At 48.1% G+C, this 22,166-nt stretch carries 20 protein-coding genes and 1 pseudogene; 15 read left to right on the forward strand and 6 right to left on the reverse strand.

Annotated features, from left to right (window positions below; genetic code table 11):
• The 8 genes and pseudogenes from gpAD87_RS32310 to gpAD87_RS32685 form a co-directional block, all read left to right on the forward strand.
• Positions 1 to 321: pseudogene (locus gpAD87_RS32310) on the forward strand (HAMP domain-containing histidine kinase); the annotation flags it as partial.
• Entirely contained in the window at positions 273 to 494 is a 222-nt protein-coding gene (locus gpAD87_RS25715) for an ATP-binding protein (RefSeq protein ID WP_331710932.1), read from the forward strand. The pseudogene gpAD87_RS32310 and the gene gpAD87_RS25715, both read left to right, overlap by 49 nt.
• A 75-nt stretch (positions 495 to 569) precedes the next feature.
• A complete protein-coding gene (locus gpAD87_RS32680; RefSeq protein ID WP_157258567.1) occupies positions 570 to 1,370 on the forward strand; it encodes a PepSY domain-containing protein in 801 nt (266 codons plus the stop codon).
• Positions 1,371 to 1,508: 138 nt separating this feature from the next.
• The gene (locus gpAD87_RS25725; protein ID WP_197521517.1) at positions 1,509 to 2,138 is read left to right on the forward strand and encodes a PepSY domain-containing protein; all 630 of its coding nucleotides are present in this window, start codon (positions 1,509 to 1,511) and stop codon (positions 2,136 to 2,138) included.
• A gap of 288 nt (positions 2,139 to 2,426) precedes the next feature.
• On the forward strand, positions 2,427 to 3,929 hold the full coding sequence (locus tag gpAD87_RS25730; RefSeq protein ID WP_157258568.1) for an RICIN domain-containing protein: 1,503 nt from the start codon (positions 2,427 to 2,429) through the stop codon (positions 3,927 to 3,929).
• 692 nt (positions 3,930 to 4,621) lie between these two features.
• Positions 4,622 to 5,407, forward strand: a complete 786-nt coding sequence (locus tag gpAD87_RS25740) for an ABC transporter ATP-binding protein (RefSeq protein WP_063568220.1) — start codon at positions 4,622 to 4,624, stop codon at positions 5,405 to 5,407.
• A gap of 1 nt (position 5,408) precedes the next feature.
• Positions 5,409 to 7,070, forward strand: coding sequence for a hypothetical protein (locus gpAD87_RS25745; protein WP_064641681.1), 1,662 nt, complete (start codon positions 5,409 to 5,411; stop codon positions 7,068 to 7,070).
• Between the two features lie 29 nt (positions 7,071 to 7,099).
• Positions 7,100 to 7,294, forward strand: a complete 195-nt coding sequence (locus tag gpAD87_RS32685) for a hypothetical protein (RefSeq protein WP_064641682.1) — start codon at positions 7,100 to 7,102, stop codon at positions 7,292 to 7,294.
• A gap of 28 nt (positions 7,295 to 7,322) precedes the next feature.
• Here gpAD87_RS32685 and gpAD87_RS32845 read toward each other — a convergent pair whose 3' ends face one another.
• Complete coding sequence (locus gpAD87_RS32845) at positions 7,323 to 8,540, reverse strand: Glu/Leu/Phe/Val dehydrogenase family protein (protein WP_064641683.1); 1,218 nt, start codon at positions 8,538 to 8,540, stop codon at positions 7,323 to 7,325.
• A 343-nt stretch (positions 8,541 to 8,883) separates the two neighbouring features.
• Here gpAD87_RS32845 and gpAD87_RS25760 point away from each other — a divergent pair, with 343 nt between their 5' ends.
• Together gpAD87_RS25760 and gpAD87_RS25765 are read left to right on the forward strand one after the other, a co-directional pair.
• The gene (locus gpAD87_RS25760; protein ID WP_053782622.1) at positions 8,884 to 9,399 is read left to right on the forward strand and encodes a DUF2179 domain-containing protein; all 516 of its coding nucleotides are present in this window, start codon (positions 8,884 to 8,886) and stop codon (positions 9,397 to 9,399) included.
• Positions 9,400 to 9,645: 246 nt separating this feature from the next.
• Positions 9,646 to 11,073 (forward strand): pectate lyase family protein, encoded by a 1,428-nt coding sequence (locus gpAD87_RS25765; RefSeq protein ID WP_064641684.1) that lies wholly within the window; start codon positions 9,646 to 9,648, stop codon positions 11,071 to 11,073.
• A 157-nt stretch (positions 11,074 to 11,230) separates the two neighbouring features.
• Here gpAD87_RS25765 and gpAD87_RS25770 read toward each other — a convergent pair whose 3' ends face one another.
• From gpAD87_RS25770 to gpAD87_RS25780, 3 genes are all read right to left on the reverse strand, one after another.
• Positions 11,231 to 12,244, reverse strand: coding sequence for a LacI family DNA-binding transcriptional regulator (locus gpAD87_RS25770; RefSeq protein ID WP_064641685.1), 1,014 nt, complete (start codon positions 12,242 to 12,244; stop codon positions 11,231 to 11,233).
• A 203-nt stretch (positions 12,245 to 12,447) separates the two neighbouring features.
• Entirely contained in the window at positions 12,448 to 13,632 is a 1,185-nt protein-coding gene (locus gpAD87_RS25775) for a glycoside hydrolase family 130 protein (protein ID WP_064641686.1), read from the reverse strand.
• Positions 13,633 to 13,634: 2 nt separating this feature from the next.
• The gene (locus tag gpAD87_RS25780; protein ID WP_064641687.1) at positions 13,635 to 14,816 is read right to left on the reverse strand and encodes an AGE family epimerase/isomerase; all 1,182 of its coding nucleotides are present in this window, start codon (positions 14,814 to 14,816) and stop codon (positions 13,635 to 13,637) included.
• A gap of 223 nt (positions 14,817 to 15,039) precedes the next feature.
• On the opposite strand from gpAD87_RS25780, the gene gpAD87_RS25785 reads away from it, so the two are divergent.
• The 5 genes from gpAD87_RS25785 to gpAD87_RS25805 all read left to right on the forward strand — a co-directional run bounded on the left by gpAD87_RS25785 (position 15,040) and on the right by gpAD87_RS25805 (position 20,440).
• Positions 15,040 to 16,353: an ABC transporter substrate-binding protein gene (locus tag gpAD87_RS25785; protein ID WP_064641688.1), complete on the forward strand. Its 1,314-nt coding sequence runs from the start codon at positions 15,040 to 15,042 to the stop codon at positions 16,351 to 16,353.
• Positions 16,354 to 16,600: 247 nt separating this feature from the next.
• Positions 16,601 to 17,488 carry a carbohydrate ABC transporter permease gene (locus tag gpAD87_RS25790; RefSeq protein WP_064642029.1) on the forward strand — a complete coding sequence of 296 codons (888 nt, stop codon included), beginning with the start codon at positions 16,601 to 16,603 and terminating at the stop codon, positions 17,486 to 17,488.
• Entirely contained in the window at positions 17,485 to 18,324 is an 840-nt protein-coding gene (locus gpAD87_RS25795) for a carbohydrate ABC transporter permease (RefSeq protein WP_063567578.1), read from the forward strand. The genes gpAD87_RS25790 and gpAD87_RS25795 overlap by 4 nt, the downstream gene beginning before the upstream one ends.
• Before the next feature lie 22 nt (positions 18,325 to 18,346).
• The gene (locus gpAD87_RS25800; protein ID WP_064641689.1) at positions 18,347 to 19,384 is read left to right on the forward strand and encodes a glycoside hydrolase family 130 protein; all 1,038 of its coding nucleotides are present in this window, start codon (positions 18,347 to 18,349) and stop codon (positions 19,382 to 19,384) included.
• A gap of 114 nt (positions 19,385 to 19,498) precedes the next feature.
• Positions 19,499 to 20,440, forward strand: a complete 942-nt coding sequence (locus gpAD87_RS25805) for a glycoside hydrolase family 113 (RefSeq protein ID WP_064642031.1) — start codon at positions 19,499 to 19,501, stop codon at positions 20,438 to 20,440.
• Between the two features lie 212 nt (positions 20,441 to 20,652).
• Here the strand turns inward: gpAD87_RS25805 and gpAD87_RS25810 are convergent, their stop codons facing one another.
• Positions 20,653 to 21,234, reverse strand: a complete 582-nt coding sequence (locus tag gpAD87_RS25810; protein WP_082935353.1) for an NAD(P)H-dependent oxidoreductase — start codon at positions 21,232 to 21,234, stop codon at positions 20,653 to 20,655.
• 205 nt (positions 21,235 to 21,439) lie between these two features.
• Positions 21,440 to 22,051 (reverse strand): TetR/AcrR family transcriptional regulator, encoded by a 612-nt coding sequence (locus tag gpAD87_RS25815; protein WP_064641691.1) that lies wholly within the window; start codon positions 22,049 to 22,051, stop codon positions 21,440 to 21,442.
• Positions 22,052 to 22,166 lie beyond the last annotated feature (115 nt).

The following is a 22,166-nucleotide window of genomic DNA, read 5'->3' on the forward strand; positions in this document are numbered from 1 at the left end:
AAGCAGCCAGAGCAGTGGAATGTACAGCTGGAGCGGGTGGATATCACCCGTCTTGCGTTGGATTCCACACGTGCATTTCGCGAAGCCTATCATCGGGAAGTGCACTGTGATGATCCGGGCAGGATATGGGCGATTAGCGATGTGAGCAAGCTGAAGCAGCTGCTTTTTATTTTGCTGGACAATGCTCGTAAATATAGTGAGGATGCCATTGAAGTCCGGCTGGAGCAAAGGGGCAGGAATGTCGGATACGTATTGTGGATAAGGGAATCGGTATGCGGGAAGAGGAACTGTCCAAGGTGTTTGACCGTTTCTATCGCGTAGATTCGGCCAGAACACGCAGCGGTGGAGCAAGCGGTTCGGGCTTGGGACTTTCCCTGGCCAAAGATATCGCAGAAGCCGTGGGCGCGCGTATTGAACTGAACAGCACCGAGGGCAGGGGAACCGAGGCTTCGATTATTTTGCCCACATCTGTACAGAACGGGCCACTCTCATGAAAATCTCATTCTTCTCTTATATACTGGTGAACACAGTACAATTTCGGATTATAAGAGAGTGCATAAGGGGGAACCATGATGGAAGAGCATGAGGGGCGTCCGGAAATGAGACGGGAAGAACAGCGACGCGAAGGGTGGGTGAAGCCAAGACGTTCATTTTGGTGGGGTGCGGGGCTCCTGGCTTTCCTTGTCGTTATAGCAGTCATGTGGTGGAAGCCGTGGCAATCAGATCGCGTGATGTTAACAACGGATGCAGCGGCCCAATCGGTCTTGGATCAATATCCAGGAGAAATCGTGAATTCCACATTGAAAGACGGGACCTATATCATGCAGCTCCGCTCAGAAACCGGACTGTATGACGTACAAGTTGATGCGGTTACGGCGACCGTGAATTCCATTAAACGGCTGGAGTCCAATCCGCAAGCGGAGGAGAAGACGTTATGGAGCCGGGAACAGATCAAGACGGAATTGCTGAAACAAACGGATGCCGAACTGGTGTCGCTCGAACTCGTCGAGCAGCAGGGGAGCCCGGTGTATCTGGCGGTATTCAAGATGAAGGGCAAAGGCCGGGAGCAATGGACCATTGATCCGTATAACGGAGAGAAACAGTCTTCAAAGACGCTGGAATCGTCTTCACCCGACCCGACGACAGGGGAAGGCACCAAGACTTCATTTCTGAGCGAGAAAGAAGCAGAGCAGAAGGCACTTGCTAAGGTTCCTGGTGAAGTGGATGATATCGAACTCCGTGGAACGAATAGTGGCAATCCGTATTATCTGGTTGAAATTGACCTGTATGACGGTCGTGAGGCCATTGTGCAGGTAAATGCCATTTCGGGTGCGATTCGTTCGGTCACTTGGGATGATGACGAAGATTAAAGGTATAGAAGCGATTCTGTGAGATTTTCACTCATTTTCTCATCAAATTCTAATCTGACTCTCTCTGAACTCTCATTCGTACAGGTTAATCTATAACTGTAGACGAGAACGAGAACAACAACGAGGAGATGAATGATGATGATGAACAAACATAAACTATGGATCGGCAGCTTGTCGGCAGCGGTGTTGCTCGGAGGATCAGCCGCTCTGGCTAGTGGGAGTGTAAACGGACAATCGGTACAGCCTACCCAAACGTCCACTACACAATCAGTAACACAAACCCAGAACCACACAGGTACATTGCTGACGGTCGCACAGGCAAAAGAAGCAGCCTTGAAAGCAACGGATGGTAAAGTGGATGATGTGGATCTGGAACGCAGAAACGGCCAAACGTTCTATGAAGTTGAGATCGACAAAAAAGGAAGCAACGACGTTGTCGTTCGTTTGGATGCTTACACAGGTAAAATCCTTGCAGTAGTCGATGATGAAGATTACGATGACGACGATGATTATAATGGCACTGTGGCGGGTACGTCTTCCAATCAGGCTGCTTCAAAACAGGTTAAACTGACAGAGGCACAAGCTTCGAACATTGCCCTGAAACAGGTGACAGGCGGAAAAGTAACCGAAATCGAACTAGATCATGATAACGGCCGTTATGTTTATGAAGTGGAACTGAGAACAGCAAACGGTGAAGCCGATGTAGACGTCGATGCCAATACAGGCAAAGTGCTTTCGTTTGACCAGGATTTTGACGACGAAGATTAATAAATAACGTATATTATAGGGATTTAGATTGTGTATAACAGAGGACGCTTCGGATGAAGCGTCTTTTTGCTGTTCACTCCATAAGTTCAGTGTTTATTCGTACATGTTCCGCCGTATTGTTCACTATTCGAGCAGGGGGATGGCGGATACAATCGTAATCAGGAGGTGAGTGCCGAGCCAGTCTGAGAAACAGGTAATCTATGAAATGCATCATCGATCGGAGGAAGAAGAGACGTATCGATTTTATTGTAAGCGCTTTATAAATTAATTACGGAGGTGCATTGTTCTATGAATGAGGGTTGGTTGAAAAAGAAAACAAAAACACATCGTTTCACTCGTCGCCTTTGTTATCTGCTTGCTCTAATCCTGGCGCTACAATCGCTAGGTATGCTGGTCGCTCCAGGACAACAGGCTTCCGCTGCTCCACTCAGTGTAACCAACGGGGTACAGTTCAAGGATACAAACGGCAATGTCATTCATGCCCATGGGGGCGGGATGATTAAGGCTAATGGGTACTATTACTGGTTTGGGGAGAATCGCAACCCTAATGGAACGTTCAAGGCGGTTTCTGTATATCGTTCAGCAGATTTGAAAAACTGGGAGTATCGCAATGATGTGCTCACCAGCAGCTCGGCTGCCGAGCTGAACATTTCCAACATCGAACGCCCGAAGGTCATCTATAACAGTGCAACAGGCAAGTATGTTCTTTGGATGCATAAGGAAAACGGAGTCGACTACGGTGAAGCTAGAGTGGCTGTAGCGACCTCAAGTACAGTGGATGGCAATTATACGTATGTAGGCAGCTATCGGCCGCTTGGCTATGATTCGAGAGACATGACGGTATACAACGACAACGGAACAGCTTATCTCATCTCAGCGACCAAAGTGAATGCCGACCTGAATATCTACAAGCTGACTCCAGATTTTCTCGGTGTGGAATCGCTCGTAACGACGCTGTGGCCGGGTCAATATCGTGAGGCGCCTGCCATGTTCAAAAAGGGTGGCGTCTACTTCCTGATCACATCCGGGGCTACGGGCTGGAATCCGAATCAGGCCAAGTATGCGACTGCTACCAGCATAACTGGCACATGGAGCGGCCTGAGCAACTTTGGAGATAGTACAACCTATAGTTCCCAATCCGCATACGTGCTTCCGGTGGAAGGCTCACAGACAACATCCTATCTCTATATGGGTGATCGCTGGGCTGGCGCCTGGAGCGGACCAGTGCAGGATTCTAAGTATGTGTGGCTGCCGTTGTCTTTCCCAAGTGCAACCAGTCTGGCGATGAACTGGGCAAGCAGTATTACCATTGATGCAGCCACGGGTTCCGTAACCGGAGTGGATACGCCCGATGTATGGGACCCGAATGCTTCGTATCAGTTGATTAGTCGCAAAAGTAATAAATTGCTTAATGTCATCGGTGGTTCTACGGATAACGGTGCGGATCTGGAGCAGCGGGCAGACGGCGGAACGACCAGCCAGCAGTGGCAGATCACGGATGCGGGTGGCGGTTATGTCAAAATCATCAATCGTTCCAGCGGCAAGCTAATCGGTGTAGAGAATGGTTCCACAGCAGATGGAGCTGTTATTGAACAGTGGAATGATGGCGGCTGGGCCAGTCAGCAATGGCAGTTGGTTAGTGTGGGCGGTGGTTATTATAAATTGAAAAACCGCAGTACAGGCAAGGTGCTTGATATTTCGGGACAATCCCTGGCAGACGGAGCAGCTGCAATCCAGTGGACAGATAATGGTGGTACGAATCAGCACTTCCAGATTGTTAAGGTCCAATAAGATTTATTGTTTTGTTGGTTAATCATCATAAAGATTCACAATTAAACCCTTGTCCCTCATTATGAGTGGGACAGGGGTTTAATTGTGAAAAATATGAAGCTATATAAGCTAGAGATTAAACATTCCAATTGAACCTTTTATTCTAATTTTAGATTATCAATAGCAGAAATAAGGTATTAGTATAAATAACGGAAAAGCTTAATCCTCAGGACGATTACATTGCTAAGATATAGATCCTGCCACAAAATAAAAATGGTAAAACACGAGTGCGAGTTAGGAGGTTAGCAAATGTACGTTATTCTTCCTTTTTTGTTGTCGACATTAATCTCTGGATTGCTAGGTTATCTAACCTATAGAATATTATTAAAAAATAGAGCTGGGATTATTGTGACGTTGATATCATCCGCGTTTATAGCTTATATTTTTATAGATTTATATGCTTTTTTTGGAGTGGTAGGAGGTGTGTTGTTTTAACATTTTACTAATAAGAATTTCAACTAAATAATAATTACCAGACTTAATTGATAAATTAACAAAAATCAAATTCTATTCTATAAATTCAGGATCTTTGTTATGCATTTCTTTGTGCAGAGCAAAGATCTTTTAATTTTTCTTTATCCCTCTCTGTTAATCCAATCTGTGGTAAACTAGTAGAATTGTAGAAATAGTAGAGACAGGGGCTGGATAACGAAGTGAGTGAAAAACAAGTACTGTCAATTGAAGGCTTGCGTATGCGGTATAACGGGCGTTATGTGCTAAATGGGATTGATTTAGAAGTGAATCGGGGCGAGATGATCGGATATATTGGTCCGAACGGTGCGGGTAAAAGCACGACGGTCAAGATTTTGCTCGGACTAGTTGAGGGATATGTGGGTACGGTCCGCATCTTTGGCAAGGATATCGCGGATGGTGACGCGGAATATAAGCGAAGAATCGGTTATGTACCGGAAGTCGCGGAGCTATACGAGCAATTAACCCCGGCAGAGTATCTGACCTTTATAGGAGAATTGTACGGGTTGTCCTATGAAGATGCCGATTATAAGGCGAAGCAGTTGATGGATTGTTTTGGACTGGAAAAATCATATCATTCCCGCATTGCTTCCTTCTCCAAAGGCATGCGTCAGAAAGTGCTGCTGATCTCCGCGCTGTTGCATGACCCGGATCTGTTGTTCCTGGATGAACCGCTAAGCGGTCTGGACGCCAACAGTGTAATGGTGGTAAAGGAGATTTTGACACAGCTGTCGGCCAAGGGTACAACGATATTCTATTCGTCACACATCATGGATGTGGTGGAGAAGATCAGCAGCCGAATCGTTCTGATTGCTGAAGGACGTGTGATGGCGGATGGTACGTTCAGGCAGCTTCAGCAGCAATCCATGGAAGGCTCACTGGAGGAAGTGTTCAATCAACTGACGGGCTTCAATGAGCATCGGGCAATTGCAGAACGTTTTGTGTCCATCGTGCAGGAGGTGTACTGATATGGCGGAATCCTCCGATTTCCGCACGCTGAAGATTCTGGATCGTTTTCGGCCTATCATCGCCAAAACAGGGGCTGATTATGATGTACTGCGTTTGATTCTACGAGTGAAGTTTCAGATGGATCAGCGCAGGGTGCCGACAGTATTGTCAGCGCGCAATGGCAATAAGGAGCAGAAAGAAGGTAATCTGTATCTGCGTTCCCTCTGGTTGTATGCACTGATGGGGCTGATTATGGTTCCGTTTGTCGTCTGGGATACGGGACATTATATGCTTCAGATGGGTCTAGTGACCGCCATGCTGATGTTTATGATCATGACCTCCATGATCTCCGACTTTTCTTCGGTACTGCTCGATATTCGGGATCGTAATATCATCATGACCAAGCCGGTAAATGGACGCACTGTTGGCTTGGCTCGTGCCATTCACGCAGGGGTTTATTTGCTGCTCCTGACAGGCTCTCTGACGGCTGCGCCGCTGGTAGCCGGATTGATTGCCCACGGGATCGGCTTTTTCCTGCTTTTTCTGGTGGAACTGGTGCTGATTAATATGTTAATTCTGGTGACCACGTCCCTGATCTATCTATTCATGATGAAGTTTCTGGATGGCGAGAAGCTGAAGGACATGATCAATATGGTGCAAATCCTGCTTTCCATCGGCATTGCCGTAGGTTACCAGCTGGTGATACGTTCGTTCAGCATCATCGACTTTAATATGGTGTTCACGCCTGCCTGGTGGCAGTTACTGCTGCCTCCGGTATGGTATGCAGCGGTTTTTGAGCTGCTGTTCAGCGGTGGGGGAGATCCCTGGCTGTATACTTTCTCGGCGCTTGCTGTGATCGTTCCAATGGTCAGTCTGTTGGTGTACGTGAAGTTGATGCCTTCCTTCGAATTGTATTTGGAGAAAATGGCACACGCAGGTCAAGCCTCCGGACGAAGACGTGGGAATTGGGATCGCATCATGGCAAAGGTATTCTCCCGTTCCAGAGAAGAGCAGGCGTGCTTTCGTTTGTCTGCCAGTATGATGCGAAGTGAAAGGGAGTTCAAGTTGAAGGTATACCCGTCGATGGGTTTATCTTTTGTATTGCCCTATGTATTCTGGTTCACCCAATTGCAGGGTTCTTCGTGGGCAGAATTTAGGGAAAGCTCCTTCTTTTACACGCTATATATTGTGCTCTTGCTGATTGTGTCTGTTGTGACCATGCTGAAGTATTCCGGACAATACAAGGCGTTTTGGACTTTCCGGGCAGCCCCTCTGGCAAACGAGAATGTGCTATATAGTGGAGCGCTAAAAGCTTTCTTATGCAACATGTTCTTACCCGTATTTATATTGAACGCCATTGTATTTGTGTGGACCTTTGGGTTAAGAATTCTTCCTGATCTGATCGTAATATTTTTGGTGGCAACTGCACTTATTCCGCTGTCTGGAAAGTTGTTGATGCGAAAACCGCCGTTCTCCCAATCCTTTAGTGTGGCCGGGCAAAGTGACGGCTGGCTCGTATTTGCCTTCTTTCCGCTCATGGCACTGTTATGGGGACTACATGTATTTATCCGCACCATACCAGCAGGCATCTGGATCTATGTAGCACTACTGGTATTTATTAACATGCTATTCTGGACGATGCTGCATCGGGTGAAGCGGGCATCTGTAACGGTTGAAGTTTAAGGCGGGCGGTAGTAGGTTGAGGTTGCCTGATGAAGTTTAGCAGATGGAATCCTGAAGAAAAGTTGATTAAAGCCAATCCGGTGTTGATGAGTCGGATTGGCTTTTTTACGTTTTTTCTAATTCTTTACGTGATGCGATGTACTTTAAAGATGGAGAAAATAAATGATATGGCGAGCTGTAACAGTGATCTGGATTCTGTAGCACTTAAACGATTGGGAGATTGAATTAGTGTGTTAAATCGGTATTGGTATGCTAAGCATGGGGTTTTCCGCTTTGCAGGACAGCCTCTGCCAGCTGATCGGCTGCATCAGCCGTGGAGAGGACAGACTGCTCTGCTATCGCATAGACCTTGGACAGCGTGCCCGCAATCCCCGCCACCTTTTGACGGATCAGGTCGGGCCCTGCGCCTTCCAGCTCGTAGGCGGTGCTGATGATTCCGCCTGCGTTGAGCACATAGTCAGGCGCGTACAGGATGCCGCGCGCCTGCATGCTGCGAACAACCAGCTCCCGATGGCTGAGCTGGTTGTTCGCCGCCCCGGCAACGGTGGAGCAGCGCAGCTCCTCCACCGTTGCCGGGGTCAATACGCCCCCTAGGGCACAGGGGGCGAACACCTTGCAGTCAGCGGCGTGAATATAGGCCGGATCGGCCGACATGGCGCCGCTGAACTGCACAAGGGCACGTTGTACACGTTCGGGTACAACGTCTGCCACAATGAGCCGTGCCCCGGCTGCATGCAGGTAACGGCACAGGGCATACCCGACCTTGCCCAGTCCCTGGACAGCAACGGAAATGCCCTGCAAGGCGTCGATGCCTTGGTGACGCAGCGATGTCACAATGCCAGTGTATACACCGTAGGCGGTCATCTCGGCTGTGAAATCATCCTGTGCACCAAGCGATCCGGTCGTGTCAGTCACATGTACCGTCTCCAGCCGGATCTGGTCCATATCTGCCGCCGTAGTGCCCAGATCTAGGCCTGTCACATAACGTCCGTTCAGTCGTTCCAGATAGCGGCCCAGAGAACGGAACGTTTCGGCACGCCGGAAGGCTTGTAGGTTGTTTTTGGATGTCTTATCTAATCCCTTATCTAATCCGTTCGATGTATCCTTGCCTTTAATGATGTTCGTATGGGGTCCGACATTCTGTTTGCCTTTTTTGGGATTCAGATTGTTGTCTGGGCTGGCATCGCCCGATTGGATGATCAATTCGGCTGGCACATCCCACGCCACAGCTTTGCCTCCGCCGTATGGCAGACCAGAGACCGCCGATTTGTAGGTCATACCCTTGGCGAGTTTGATGGCATCCCGAACCGCCTCTTCCTCCGATGCATACGTCCAGCAGCGGCATCCCCCGAGTGCGGGACCCAGTACTGTACTATGGATGGCGATGACGGCTTTAAGCCCGCTGCGTCGATCATGGCAAAATATGAGTTCTTCCATACCTTCCCGCTCCATTTCACGCCACAACTGCATGACAGTTCCCCCTTTTGGTAGCCGTCGTTTCCCGAACCTGTTTGCCTGTACTCCTCAATATACCTGCTGTTGGTTCAGCATATTCAGTCACGCAAGTTTTCGCCCCTGGGTCTCACGTCGGGTTGATAATGCGCAGAAAGGGCTCTATAATGGCAGTTCCGGCTTGTCAGTGGGCAGAAAATGCAGTTCAATTTACGTTCAACCGTTTAAAATGACCGCATAACGTCCAATGATGGAGATAGAGTAAATACACAGAAGCGTAAATGACATGCAGAGGAAGCGGAAAGAAGGCGCGCAACAAACGGCCCATTCCGTTGTGAAAGTCAGGAAAGAGGGATTGCGATTGTTTAAAATATTGGTATTTATCTTTTTGATCCAGATTGTGTATGTATCTGCGTATACACTTCGGATGATTCTGACGCTCAAAGGACAGAAATATATTGCTGCGCTCATCAGTATGGGCGAAATTGTGATCTACGTACTCGGTCTGAATCTGGTACTCAAATATCTGACCCAGCCATCTGCGTTAATTGTATATGCTGTTGGTTACGGGCTAGGGGTATTGCTAGGTGCCTGGATTGAAGAGAAGATTGCACTCGGTTACGTTACCGTTAAGGTTATTTGTAACCAGATGGGCGGGGATGTAGCGAATGCCTTGCGGGATAAAGGATACGGTGTCACCGCCTGGGTTGGTAGTGGACGAGATGGAGATCGGCTGGTTATGGAGATTTTGGCGAAACGCAAAAACCAGAAACTGCTGTATCAGACGATTCTGGAGCTTGATCCCAAAGCATTTGTCATCACCGTTGAACCCAAACAGTTCCATGGCGGGTTCTGGACACGTTCCATCAAAAGATAAATTAGGAATATTCGAGATAATAGTGAGCCCCTTTGGGGGCTTTTTTTCATGTCTATAAGTTGAAATGGGAATGCTTCGGGTTAAATCGGGTGTTATTTGAGGACTGATATCAGGATCCCAAAACGATCTGAGATAAGGATTATTGTTGTAATCGCTCCCAACATTTACATTGAGGACATGTCCTTCGTGACTTGCGATGGCAGAGATGGACGGACGTAATCATTATCATTAGGGAGGAATGGTTTTATGAAAAGCAAAATTCGAACATGGTGCAGTGCCGCGCTGGCTCTGACGTTGGGCTTCACCCTACTGTCTGGACCGACTAGTATACAGGCAGCAGGCAATGCAGATTACAATCTCACTGGTTTCTCTCAAGGGAATACGGGTGGAGGTACCATCAGCGAGTCGGACACGTCCAAGTATAAGAAGGTATACAATGCAACGGATCTGGCTGCCGCTTTGAAAAAGAACTCTGGGGTTAAAGTTGTCGAGATTATGAACGACCTGAATCTGGGATGGAATGAGATTCCGAGCGCTGCACAGACATCTCCTTTTGCCAAGCATAATGATGCGCTGACTCATCCTGTATTGAAGCAAACGGGTGTCAGTAAGCTGACCATCGACAGCTTCAATGGCCTGACCATTTTCTCAGCCAACGGTGCCAAGATCAAGCATGCAGCCATCAGTGTCAAACGCAGTTCCAACATTATTATCCGCAACCTCGAATTCGATGAGTTATGGGAATGGGATGAAGCGACCAAAGGTGACTATGACAAAAACGACTGGGATTACATCACCCTTGAGGAGAACAGCAACGTATGGATTGATCACTGTACATTCAATAAAGCCTATGACGGGCTTGTCGATTCGAAAAAAGGAACAAGCGGTGTGACCATCTCCTGGTCCCTTTTCAAAGGGGATGAAGGCAGCTCAAACAGCTGGGTTACCCAGCAGATTAACGAGTTGGAGGCGAACAAGGCTTCCTATCCGATGTACAACTACCTGCGCAGCAGCGCGGTTGGGCTCAGCAAAGCCGATATCATTGCCATTTCGTCTCCTCAGAAAAAAGGTCATCTGGTGGGCTCGACCAGCTTCGAATCAGCCAACGCCAATCTGTCCATGACTTTGCATCACAACCTGTACAAGGATATTCAGGATCGCATGCCGCGTCTGCGCGGAGGCAATGCGCATGCTTATAATATCGTGATGGATGCAACAGGGGCGCGTGCGGCCAAATCCAGAATCACTTCTGCGATGGCAACGGCGATTTCGTCCAAAGGGTATCATTTTGATATCATTGGCAATGGAGCTATTTCCACTGAAGATGGTGCAGTGCTGGTCGAAAAATCGGTGATCAAAGACGTACTGTTCCCGGTCCGCAATAACCAGACGGATCCGGCCGATGCAACGTATACCGGTAAAATTAAGGTGACTGACACGATGTATTCTCTGGATGGAAGCTCATTCCGTGGAAACAGTGATACATCCGGCAGTCCGCTCAGCCCGGTTCCGGCCGCAGTGAAAGCTTTCTCCTGGAACGGATTCTCTTCACTTCCTTACAGCTACACTACCGATGATCCAGCGACGCTGAATGCACGCCTCACCGGTTCAAGCGGAGCAGGTGCAGGCAAATTATCCTGGTCCAAAGACAACTGGCTGAAGACGAGTTACTAGGCTGTAACAGGAGTTAGGTTTTTGGAATTGAGTGGAGAGTGGCCGTGATCTATAGTGGTTCCTGACCACTTTCTCTTTTTTTCATAAGCAAAGAGTGCTCCTGCAGCCGTAATGGCCGGGAGCACTCTTTTTGTGGAACAGGGAGTCTAGTTCCTTTTTAGTTAGGTACGTCATCCGAAAGGGCAGGTGCAGCACTCACCGAATCACGATAAATGATATTACCCTTCACGTGTACGCGGCCGAAGCTGCGACTCGGGTTATCAATCTTTTTGAGCATGGAATGAACCGCAGTACGCGCCATCTGTTCCACATCGACCTCAACCGTAGTTAATTTGGGCTCGGAGAGTGTGGCATAGATATCATTATCGAACCCAACCACGGAGCATTGTGCAGGAACCTGAATACCCAGTGAAGTCAGTTTCTGAACGAGCAGATGGGCCACCTGATCACAGTTGCATACAAATGCCGTAGGCAGCTGCTCTGGCAGATCAATTTCAATAAACGTACCTCGCTCATCGCGGTCATTAAGCACAAGATCCGGATTCATCGGCAACCGATGTTCCAGCAATGATTTGTAATAACCGAGGAACCGGTCCTGAATGCTGCTAGTAGAATAGAGATTCCCCACATAAGCGATGCGGCGGTGTCCCTGCTGTACCAGAACGTTTGTCAGCTCATAAGCAGCGTAAAAGTTATCGGTAACGACAGAATCAATATCAGAATGCTCATCGTAGAAATCGAGAAACATTTTGGGTACGTCCATTGACTGGACCAGCTCGATATATTCCTTGCTGACTTGTCCAAGCACAATGAAACCATCCACTTTGTTGTCACTGTAGAGCTTGGGCAGGATTAATTCCTCTTCATCCTGAAGATTCAGAATATGCAGAATACCGTAGTACCCCTGATCCTCCAGATGTTTGGTGATGCGCTGGAATACACGTACATAGAACGATTGAGTAGGTCCGGTAAAACGCTCCGGGATAATAACACCAATATTATGAGTTAAGCCTTCCTTCATCGAACGAGCCGCGGCGTTATACCGATAGCCCATCTGAACGGCAAGCACTTTAATTTTTTCCTTCAATTCGCCACTGACGCCATCTTTATCATTTAATGCTTTCGAGACCGTCACACTGCTAACTCCGAGCTTGTCGGCGATATCCCGCATGGTGATATTGTTCTTCAGCTTTGGTCGCCTCCTTCAAGCCGGTTTACGTACAATGTGCTGTCATTATGGTTAGCGCTTCCTTCAAACATAACAACAATCCATATTAGTATACATCGTTACCCACATGGAATAAAGAAATTCTGCTTAACACTGCGCTAATTTTTCAGCATGCTGCATTTTCCGTTGAAGGCTGTTCGTCGGATCTAAGTGAATTGCTTTTGGAGAAGCTTCTCATTTCGCTCGATCAGGTCACCGCGCTGGCTGGCACAATCCAGAGAACGGTACGGATCAGCAGGAGTATTGAAGATGTAATCGACCAGTTTATCCAGCGTTGTTGTGGCCACATGACAGCGGGTATCGCTGGATGCGTAATAAATGAAAACCTCACCTTGTTCGTTGACCACCGCACCGTTGCAAAAAATAACATTGGACACATCGCCTACGCGCTCGTCGTCATAAGGAGCAATGAAGTGTCCGCCCGGCTTGGCGATGATGCGTGCCGGATCATTCAGATCCGTAGCGAACGTATACAGTACATAGCGAAGACCTGCTGCCGTGTTGCGAACCCCGTGGGCAATGTGAATCCAGCCGCGATCCGTTTTGAGCGGAGCAGGGCCCTGGCCGTTTTTTACTTCATATACCGTATGGTATATGCGTTCATCGATAATTGTCTCTTCATCAATGACCGGATTAAGAATGTCATCGCACAGGCCAAAGGCAATCCCGCCACCGCTGCCTGTGGAGATGAATCCGTCCTGCGGCCGTGTATAGAACGCATATTTACCCTCTACAAATTCGGGGTGCAATACAACATTGCGCTGTTGAGGGGAGTTGGTGGTGATGTTGGGCAGGCGCTCCCAGCTGACCAGATCGCGTGTCCGGACAAGTCCGGCCTGAGCTACTGCACTGGATGTATCGATTGCCGGAGCTTCGGGGTCTTTGCGCTCTGAGCAGTAGATACCATAAATCCAGCCATCTTCATGCTGAACCAATCGCATATCATACTGGTTGGTTTCGTCGGCATCGATATCTTCCCATACTAATGGTTTGCCCGTGAAGCGGAATCCGTCAATGCCATTATTACTCTCAACTAGGGCGAAGATGGATTTACGGTCCAATCCTTCGGTACGGATGACCATCACATATTTGCCGTTGAAATAGATGGCCCCCGGATTAAGCGTAGCATTAATGCCTAGACGCTCCATGAAGTAGGGATTTGTCGTTTCGTCCAGATCAAATCTCCAGTGCAGCGGTACATGATGGCGTGTGATTACCGGATAACGGTACCGAGCATATACGCCGTTGTAGAAGGAAGGATCGATTTCATTTTGGCGCGTAAGCAGCTGCTCCTGTTGCTCCAATAATTCATTGTATTTGGGGTGTATCATCGTTATCCCATCCTCTCAATAAGTTCAATGCAGAATCGGCTGTTGTGATACGGGCATTTCCACGGTCCGGCGATTTCACTTTGATCCGGTGTGCCGTCCCCGTCTACCGACCAGTACCATTCACCGCCAGTACGGTGATCCATAATGTGTTTCTTCGTATATGTCCACAAGCGTTCCACTCTCTCCAAAAACATAGGGTCACCTGTACGCTGATAGGCATTATAGAATCCGACCATCGCCTCGGCCTGAACCCACCATATCCGCTTCTCATCCACATGTTCGCCCTCTTGTTCATTCATGAGGGAGCCATCGTCCTGTACAGCCACATTGGAAATGTTATAGGCAATATCCGTAACCATCGCGGAATACTCCGGGTGTTGATCCAGGCCCAGCACTTTCAACGTTTCGTCAATCAGCCAACTGGCTTCAATGTCATGCCCGAATGATCGCAGATCGATGATGGATTGCCAATCCTTGTTGAAAAATACCCCGAGAAACTTCGTGTCCTTGTCATACACCCGTTCGTATAAAATGCCGAGCAGGCGTTCCAGCGCCGTCTTCACCTGCTGGTCTGGCCACACTCGGTAGAGTGTAGTGTAGGCCTCCAACACATGGATATGCGTATTCATCGTGTAATCCGCAATCACCCCATTCTCGCTCAGCATTTCATTGGGCTGTTCATTCCAGAAGCGATCAAATTGTTCCTTGTATGCAGGTAATTCGGCATTCAGCCCTTGATCCTCAATCAGAGCAAAAAGCGTTTTCGCAAGTTCCAAAGCAGATGCATCCCCGGTGGCACGATAGTACTCACTCAGTGAGTAAACGCCGAAGGATTGCGTATATACATGCTTGCTCGTGTCCATTGGTTCTCCATTGGCATGGACCATCCAGTACATGCCGCCATACTCCGTATCCATCACATGGTCCACAAGAAAACGGTAAGCATGTTCAGCGTGATCACGCCAGATTTCATTTCCGGTTACCCGGTAGGCTGCTGCAAAAGACCATAATTGTCGTGCCGTGGCGATTCCGCCCTTGGGAGCGAGTGGATCGACCTGAAGGTCATTGCCGACCCAACCGTAGAATCCGCCGTTGTTATGATCTTTGAGGGCAGACCAGAATGGCAGAATATGACCTTCCCAGTGTTCTTTTATCTCAGTTCTAATGTCATTGGTGTGAGTCATAAGTGAGCGCTCCTTCAAAGTACAGGATTCAATTAATATTTAAGTTAACGTTAACTTTATTGATTAATATTAGTGTCGGGAAAATACGTTGTCAACGAATCTTGTGATAAAAACTTTTGTTAAGTAATAAATAATTTAATTGACAGGTAAACATTACCATAATAAAATTCATTTTGTAACCTTAACGATAACTTAAATTAACTTAGAAAAGGGGTAGAACCAAATGAGAAAAAACAAAGGCTGGATGCTTCTGCTTACCATGCTGCTCATCACTTCTCTGCTCGCAGCTTGCTCTTCCGGGGGTGGATCTCCACAGGCAGGAGAGGAAATCAGTACAGATCCTGCGGATATTAAGGGCGAAATCACCGTTCTCACGCAGCGTACAGATATTGTTGATAGCGTATTCAAAGATTACGCCGCGGAGTTCAATAAGGAATACCCGGATGTCAAAGTAAACTTTCAGGCACTGGCCGATTATGAGGGACAAGTGAAGATTCGTATGAGTACCAAAGATTATGGTGACGTGCTGATGATCCCCACCAGCGTACCGATTGCCGACATTCCGGACTTTTTTGAACCACTAGGCACGTACGATGAGCTGAAAGAGAAGTACACAGGCATCGAAGAACGTATGGTGGACGGTCAGATATATGGAATTCCAACCGTTATCACGTTCTCTGGCATCATCTATAACAAGCAGGTGTTCAAGGACGCTGGCATTGCGGAAGTTCCCAAAACGCCTGAGCAGTTCCAGGCTGCACTGCAATTGGTGAAAGACAATACGGACGCAGTTCCATTGTACACCAACTATGCCTCCGGCTGGGCTTTGACACAATGGGAAGCAGATCTGCCGACGGTTGCAGGCAGTGTGGACTACGTAAACATTGACCAACCGAACACGGATGAAAACTTTGTGGCTGGCAAGCCGCACTATGAATTGTACAAAGTGCTTTACGACGCAGCCAAGAATGGCCTGATCGAGAAAGATCCGACCACAACCGACTGGGAAAGCTCCAAGGCTGATCTGGCGAATGGGAAAATTGCAACGATGGCGCTTGGATCTTGGGCGATTACCCAAATTCAAGGCTTGACGGATACACCGGATAATATCGGATTCTTGCCATTTCCTACGAATGCAAGTGATGTGGTCGTTCCGCTCGCAGCAGACTATAACATCGGCATGAACGTGAACAGTGAGAACAAACCTGCTGCGAAAGCGTGGATTGACTGGTTCCTCGCGAAATCAAACTATGCGGTTGAGCAAGGCGGAGGCATGAGCGCAGACAAAAATGCGGAATTGCCACCGATTTTGGATCAATACAAAGACGTTACATTCTCCACACTGACTCCTGCCAAAGAAGGAGAGGAAGGTCTGGTTGACAAAATCGACAACGAAGGCGAGATTGGCCTCTGGCAGCCTGACTTCAAGAAACGCATTATCGAAGCTGCCATCGGTAATCGCAGCGAATCGTACGATGACATCATGAAGGATCTGAATGATAAATGGGTTAAAGCGCGGACAGAACTGGCGAAATAAGCAGATTGCGGGGATTCATCGATCTGTAAAGGCGCTACCTGTTGGCCGACCACCGCTGAAATAAAGCGAGGCACCACGCCTTGGCTGAGGGGAGAGGGTCTCCCTTTTTCCTACGGCATTTTGCATCTGGATGCAGCATATCGGATGTGAAATGCCACCTTCGGTGGTTGATTATCCAGTCGGTTTGTTCATTGGACGGGAGTCTTTCGATATAAAAGCGGCAGAACCGCTTGGAGGTGTGGAGAGCATGAAATACTTGAAGATTTCGAATTGGGGCTATTCAGCGCAACGCATATTTATCATTTGTGCCTTTTCAATCATTCCGCTGGCACTGCTGTTCACGTTTGCTTATTTGCCTGTCATTAATATGTTCAAATACAGCTTCACCGATTGGAACGGATACAGCAAAAGCTTCGACTATGTGGGGTTTGAGAACTACACGCGGATATTCAGTGACCCTGAGTATTTTAAAGTGTTTATTGTCAGTTTGTATTATTTTGTGGCTACCTTCGTACAAATGGGTCTGGCCCTCTACTTTGCAACGATTCTAAGCTTCAAAATCCGCGGCAAAAACTTTTTCAAAGGTATATTGTTCCTCCCCTATCTGCTGAATGGCGTAGCCATCGGATTTATCTTCCTCTTTTTCTTCAAACCGGACGGGACCCTCGATACACTCATGCAGGCCGTAGGGCTTGGACAATACACTCAGCTCTGGCTTGGGAATCCGAACATTATTAACGTGTCGCTCGCAGGCGCATCGGTATGGAGATACATGGGCTTTAACTTCATTATCTTCCTGGGTGCGATCTCTTCCATTCAAAAAGATGTCTATGAAGCGTCGGATATTGACGGAGCCAATCGCTGGCAGCAGTTCCGCCATATCATCCTGCCGAGTATCACACGCATCCTGCAGCTCAACCTGATTTTGGCGATTAGCGGCGCAATCAGTGCGTTCGATATTCCATACATTATGACCGATGGTTCCAACGGCAGTGAGACGTTTGTGATTCAGACCGTTCACTTGGCATTTAAGTACGGCAAGCTGGGCTTGGCATCGGCAATGGCTGTTGTGCTGTTGTTTATTGTCATTCTTGTTACGCTGGTTCAGCGTGTCACCATGAAAGGGGAGGAATGAACGTGCAACCATTCAAATATACCCTTGCGAGCATATTTAAATATGCTTCACTCATTCTCGCAGCGTTCATTGCGCTTGTACCCATCGTTGTGGTGTTGTTTGCATCGCTCAAAACCAATGCAGAATATGCGACAAGCAGTCCGCTGGCCCCACCAGCCAACTGGCTGAACTTTGCGAACTATACCAAGGCTTTTGTGGACGGCAACATGCTGGTCGGTTTCAAAAATACGATTATCATCCTGATCATCTCCATCGTGGGTGCCACTTTAACGGGTTCCATGATCGCGTATGTGCTGGATCGTTTTAAATTCAAAGGCAAGAAAATTATGGTCGCCGCGTTTCTGCTCGCTACCCTCATTCCGAGTGTGACGACGCAGGTCGCCACATTCCAGATCATCAACGCGCTCGACCTGTTCAATACCAGATGGGCAGCCATTGTGATGTACCTTGGTACAGATATCATCGCGGTGTATATCTTCCTGCAATTCCTGGGTTCCATCTCGAATGCGCTGGATGAATCCGCCATGCTGGACGGCGCTTCCTACTTCACAATTTATTGGAGAATCATTCTGCCACTACTGAAACCGGCGATTGTAACGGTCATTATCGTGAAGGGTGTCAACATCTACAACGATTTTTACACACCGTTCCTGTACATGCCCAAGACAGACTTGCAGGTCATATCCACGGCTCTTTTCAAATTCAAGGGACCGTTCGGATCACAGTGGGAGGTCATCAGCGCAGGTATCATGATCGCCATCATTCCAACGATGATCATCTTCCTACTGCTACAGAAGTACATCTACAACGGCTTCGCACAAGGCTCCGTTAAATAAAAACGAAGGGAGAAATGAAACGATGACAGTTGTTGATACGAAAAACGTACACATTATAGGGGATGCATTGCCGAATATGCCTTGGGAGGATAAACCGGAGGGAACGGAAGGTCCGGTATGGAGACACTCCGCCAATCCGATTGTGCCGCGTAACCCGGTCAAGGGAGTTGCCCGTATTTTCAACAGTGCGGTGATTCCTTATGAGGGGAAATTCATCGGAGTATTCCGCGCAGAAACCATTAATGGACGTCCACACCTGCACATGGGATCCAGTGAGGATGGCCTGAAGTGGAATATTGAAGAACAACGAATTACTTTTGTGGACGAGAACGGCGATTCCTTCATGCCGAACTATGCATACGACCCACGTCTGGTGAAAGTGGAAGATACGTATTACATCATCTGGTGTACCGATTTCTACGGTGCAGCGCTGGGCTTGGCGAAGACGGAAGATTTCAAAACGTTTGTACGTCTCGAAAATCCGATGCTTCCGTTCAACCGTAATGGCGTGTTGTTTCCACGTAAAATCAATGATAAATATGTGATGTTGTCCAGACCAAGCGACAGTGGGCATACGCCGTTCGGAGACATTTTCCTGAGCGAAAGCCCGGATCTCGTGTACTGGGGCAAGCACCGTCATGTCATGAGCAAAGGCGGTCAGGGCTGGTGGCAGTCGGTCAAGATTGGCGGCGGTCCGGCACCGATCGAAACGTCTGAAGGCTGGCTGATGTTCTACCACGGTGTAACGGGTACATGCAATGGTTTTGTTTATAGCATGGGTGCGGTCATTCTGGATCTGGATGAACCGTCGAAAGTAAAATATCGTTCCTCCAACTTCGTACTGACACCGGAAAAATGGTATGAGGAGCAAGGCTTTGTGGACAATGTCGTCTTCCCATGCGCCACATTGCATGATGCGGAGACAGGACGGATCGCCATCTATTATGGTGCAGCCGACACATACGTTGGAGTAGCTTATACCACTGTCGAAGAGATTGTGAACTACGTCATCGAGACCGACGAAGTCATTGCCGGAGACCGTGAGGAAGGCAAATTATAATTGAAGCGAAACAATTTTAAATAAAGCTGATGGTACTGCAATCGTAGTTGGACGTGTAACATTCGGTCATTCATTTTACATTAAGTGAAAAAGGAGCATTGCGGAACAATGCATATGGAATACATCAAGGGATTTACATTTGGCTGGATGAGTGGTAGGGGAGACTTCCGCAAGCCGGAAGCGAAAGAATCCTTGCGTCTGATGGCTGAACGCACTGGTAGTTCGCATGTTATTTTTGCACTGGCGGCACATCAGGATCGTCCGCAGGCTGTAGAGGTCAAATATGAGGGTGAACATATGGTGGAAGACGATGAATTGGTGGATATGATACGTTACGCCCGCACGCTCGGACTGCGGGTCATTCTGAAACCAACCGTCAATTGCACCGATGGCACATGGCGTGCACACATTAACTTCTTTGATATCGATGTGCCGTGTGAGCCGAAATGGAAAGACTGGTTCCACAGTTATACCGTGTATCAGAAGCATTATGCGGCCATTGCAGAGCGTGAGAAATGCGAGATGTTTATTGTGGGTTGTGAGATGGTGCAGTCTGAGCGTCGGAGCGAGGAATGGCGCGAGGTCATCGCGGGAGTGCGTGAAGTGTATTCGGGGCTAGTATCCTACAACACCGACAAGTATCAGGAAGGGCATGTGAATTGGTGGGATGCCGTGGACGTCATCTCGTCCAGCGGGTACTATCCCATCGGAGATTGGGAAGCGCAATTGGATCGGATTGAACAGGCCATTGCACCTTATGGTAAACCCTTTTTCTTCGCAGAAGCGGGCTGCCCTAGCCGCAGTGGATCGGCACAGGTGCCGAACGACTGGGGATTGAAAGGTGAAGTGAATGCGGAAGAGCAGGAGCAGTTCTATGAAGCCATGTTCCGTCATGCAAGTAAGCGGGAGTGGGTACGCGGCTTTGGTCTGTGGGACTGGAGCGCCCATCTGCATCAGGAGCAGGATGCCTTGAGTGATGATGGATACGGAGTTTATGGTAAACCAGCCGAGAAGGTCATTCGTCGGTTCTATGAAGGCATTGCATTGGAAGCTTAGTCTGTCTTGGAGTTGAGTTATCCCATCTACTTGAATAGCGTTCATCTATGGACAAAGATACTGCTGTGCTTATGCACGCAGTATCTTTTTTGGTTAAGTTTAATTTCTTTCTATTAAATGTAAATATTCTCGAATATAAATTGTTAGAAGAATATATCGTTTAACTTAGTGATAACATTATGTGAAAATCCCTTCAAGAACGAGTTGTTTTTTTACCCCAATTTCTGTCCAAGCTGCTCAATTTTCTCCAGCCATTTCTTTCTCTGTTCCTCGGACTGTTTGCCGACCAGATCTACAGGTGTTATGCGCACAGGTTTGATGCCTGTCAGAGCAAAGGTGGAGATCTTCATCATTTTGTGTGCAGGTTCACCCTGGAACCATTTGTAGTACCAGTTCGGACCATCCATGGTGGTGATCATGCGGGCGGTGCGACCTTTGAGCAGTTGGTCCGGAAAAAGTTTCCCCTTGTGATACTTGAAGGCATAGCCTGGCATAAAGATTCGATCAATGAACCCTTTTAACAGGGCAGGGGGGCCTCCCCACCAAATCGGAAATACCCATACGAGATGCTCTGCCCATTTAATCGCCTCTTGGGCTTCCAGCAAGTCGGGTTCAAGTGGAAGTTTATTGCGGTATCCACCTGCTAGATTCATGTTGAATTCCAACTCGTTGAGGGTGATCATGCGAACCTCGGCACCTGCCTGCACAGCGCCTTTACGATAAGCTTCGGCGATTGCGCCATTGTAACTTGGGGAGACGGGGTTGCCTTGGATAATTAATATTTTCTTCATAATGATGACACGTCCTCTGTTTTAGTTAATGAACACTAACCTCATTTGCAAAAAGAAAAGGTCACGAATGACCTGGTAAATATTCAGGAACCTCCTGAAAGTCAGTTGAAGCCGGCGCTTCTAATTTAAAAGAATGTTTTTACACTGGAGCACTGTGCGATCAGATGCATCTCTTGATCGCCGACAGACCGGAACGATCTTCGCAAAGCTATTCCGCCCGCTTCTGCCCCATATCATTTGCCCCCTGGCCCAACATCGACACAAGGCGGTGAACGGTTTCTCCGGTGTATGGAACAAGCAGCTCTGGCAGTTCACCTTGCATACTGGATACGGCCAGACGCGTAATAGCACCAATGACCAGAACGGCCGTGAGCCGTGAATCCTGAGCGGGCAGCTCACCTCGCATAATTCCCTGATCGATTAGATCAATCAACGCATCCAGCGGCTGACGGTAATCTTCGCTGCTTCCAGCTTCAATGAAAATCTCGTGATTTTGTGAGATCAGCAGCAGTCCGTAGGGATCTTCATCATGCAGGTGGAGAACTTCGGTAATCAGTTGCCGGAAGCGTTCCAGCACCGGGCCCTCCTGGCGAACATACCCGTCAATCAGGGCGGTATAGTCTGCGCAATATTGGGTGAAGGCCTCAAGGGCAACAGCATCTTTGTTTTTAAAATGTTTGTAAATCGCCGCATCTGTTACTCCGGCGGCGTCACCGATCTCTTTGACGGAAATGCCGTCAACGCCTTTGGTTGCAAACAAGCGCATCGCCGCTTGTAGGATGTCTTTCTTTTTGCTGTCTACATGAGGTTTGTTCTTCATGATTGTATAGTAAGTGATTACTAACTAAATTGCAACTGTCATTTCGAAATCTCTTATTTAATGCTAGGAAAGTGCTTTCGCTCAAAGCTTGCAGGCTTGTGAACGGCAACGTATG

It is taken from the genome of Paenibacillus sp. AD87 (genome assembly GCF_001659845.1).
Taxonomy (GTDB): domain Bacteria; phylum Bacillota; class Bacilli; order Paenibacillales; family Paenibacillaceae; genus Paenibacillus; species Paenibacillus marchantiae.

What these genes read in the sequence shown, in the direction of transcription:
- gpAD87_RS25715 (WP_331710932.1), top strand. Translation starts at nt 273, where the DNA reads ATGCGGGAAGAGGAACTGTCCAAGGTGTTTGACCGTTTCTATCGCGTA.
- gpAD87_RS25815 (WP_064641691.1), bottom strand. Translation starts at nt 22,051, where the DNA reads ATGAAGAACAAACCTCATGTAGACAGCAAAAAGAAAGACATCCTACAA.
- gpAD87_RS32685 (WP_064641682.1), top strand. Translation starts at nt 7,100, where the DNA reads ATGAAGTTTAGCAGATGGAATCCTGAAGAAAAGTTGATTAAAGCCAAT.
- gpAD87_RS25805 (WP_064642031.1), top strand. Translation starts at nt 19,499, where the DNA reads ATGGAATACATCAAGGGATTTACATTTGGCTGGATGAGTGGTAGGGGA.
- gpAD87_RS25765 (WP_064641684.1), top strand. Translation starts at nt 9,646, where the DNA reads ATGAAAAGCAAAATTCGAACATGGTGCAGTGCCGCGCTGGCTCTGACG.
- gpAD87_RS25800 (WP_064641689.1), top strand. Translation starts at nt 18,347, where the DNA reads ATGACAGTTGTTGATACGAAAAACGTACACATTATAGGGGATGCATTG.
- gpAD87_RS32845 (WP_064641683.1), bottom strand. Translation starts at nt 8,540, where the DNA reads ATGCAGTTGTGGCGTGAAATGGAGCGGGAAGGTATGGAAGAACTCATA.
- gpAD87_RS25725 (WP_197521517.1), top strand. Translation starts at nt 1,509, where the DNA reads ATGATGAACAAACATAAACTATGGATCGGCAGCTTGTCGGCAGCGGTG.
- gpAD87_RS25770 (WP_064641685.1), bottom strand. Translation starts at nt 12,244, where the DNA reads ATGCGGGATATCGCCGACAAGCTCGGAGTTAGCAGTGTGACGGTCTCG.
- gpAD87_RS25795 (WP_063567578.1), top strand. Translation starts at nt 17,485, where the DNA reads ATGAACGTGCAACCATTCAAATATACCCTTGCGAGCATATTTAAATAT.
- gpAD87_RS32680 (WP_157258567.1), top strand. Translation starts at nt 570, where the DNA reads ATGATGGAAGAGCATGAGGGGCGTCCGGAAATGAGACGGGAAGAACAG.
- gpAD87_RS25745 (WP_064641681.1), top strand. Translation starts at nt 5,409, where the DNA reads ATGGCGGAATCCTCCGATTTCCGCACGCTGAAGATTCTGGATCGTTTT.
- gpAD87_RS25730 (WP_157258568.1), top strand. Translation starts at nt 2,427, where the DNA reads ATGAATGAGGGTTGGTTGAAAAAGAAAACAAAAACACATCGTTTCACT.
- gpAD87_RS25775 (WP_064641686.1), bottom strand. Translation starts at nt 13,632, where the DNA reads ATGATACACCCCAAATACAATGAATTATTGGAGCAACAGGAGCAGCTG.
- gpAD87_RS25785 (WP_064641688.1), top strand. Translation starts at nt 15,040, where the DNA reads ATGAGAAAAAACAAAGGCTGGATGCTTCTGCTTACCATGCTGCTCATC.
- gpAD87_RS25790 (WP_064642029.1), top strand. Translation starts at nt 16,601, where the DNA reads ATGAAATACTTGAAGATTTCGAATTGGGGCTATTCAGCGCAACGCATA.
- gpAD87_RS25780 (WP_064641687.1), bottom strand. Translation starts at nt 14,816, where the DNA reads ATGACTCACACCAATGACATTAGAACTGAGATAAAAGAACACTGGGAA.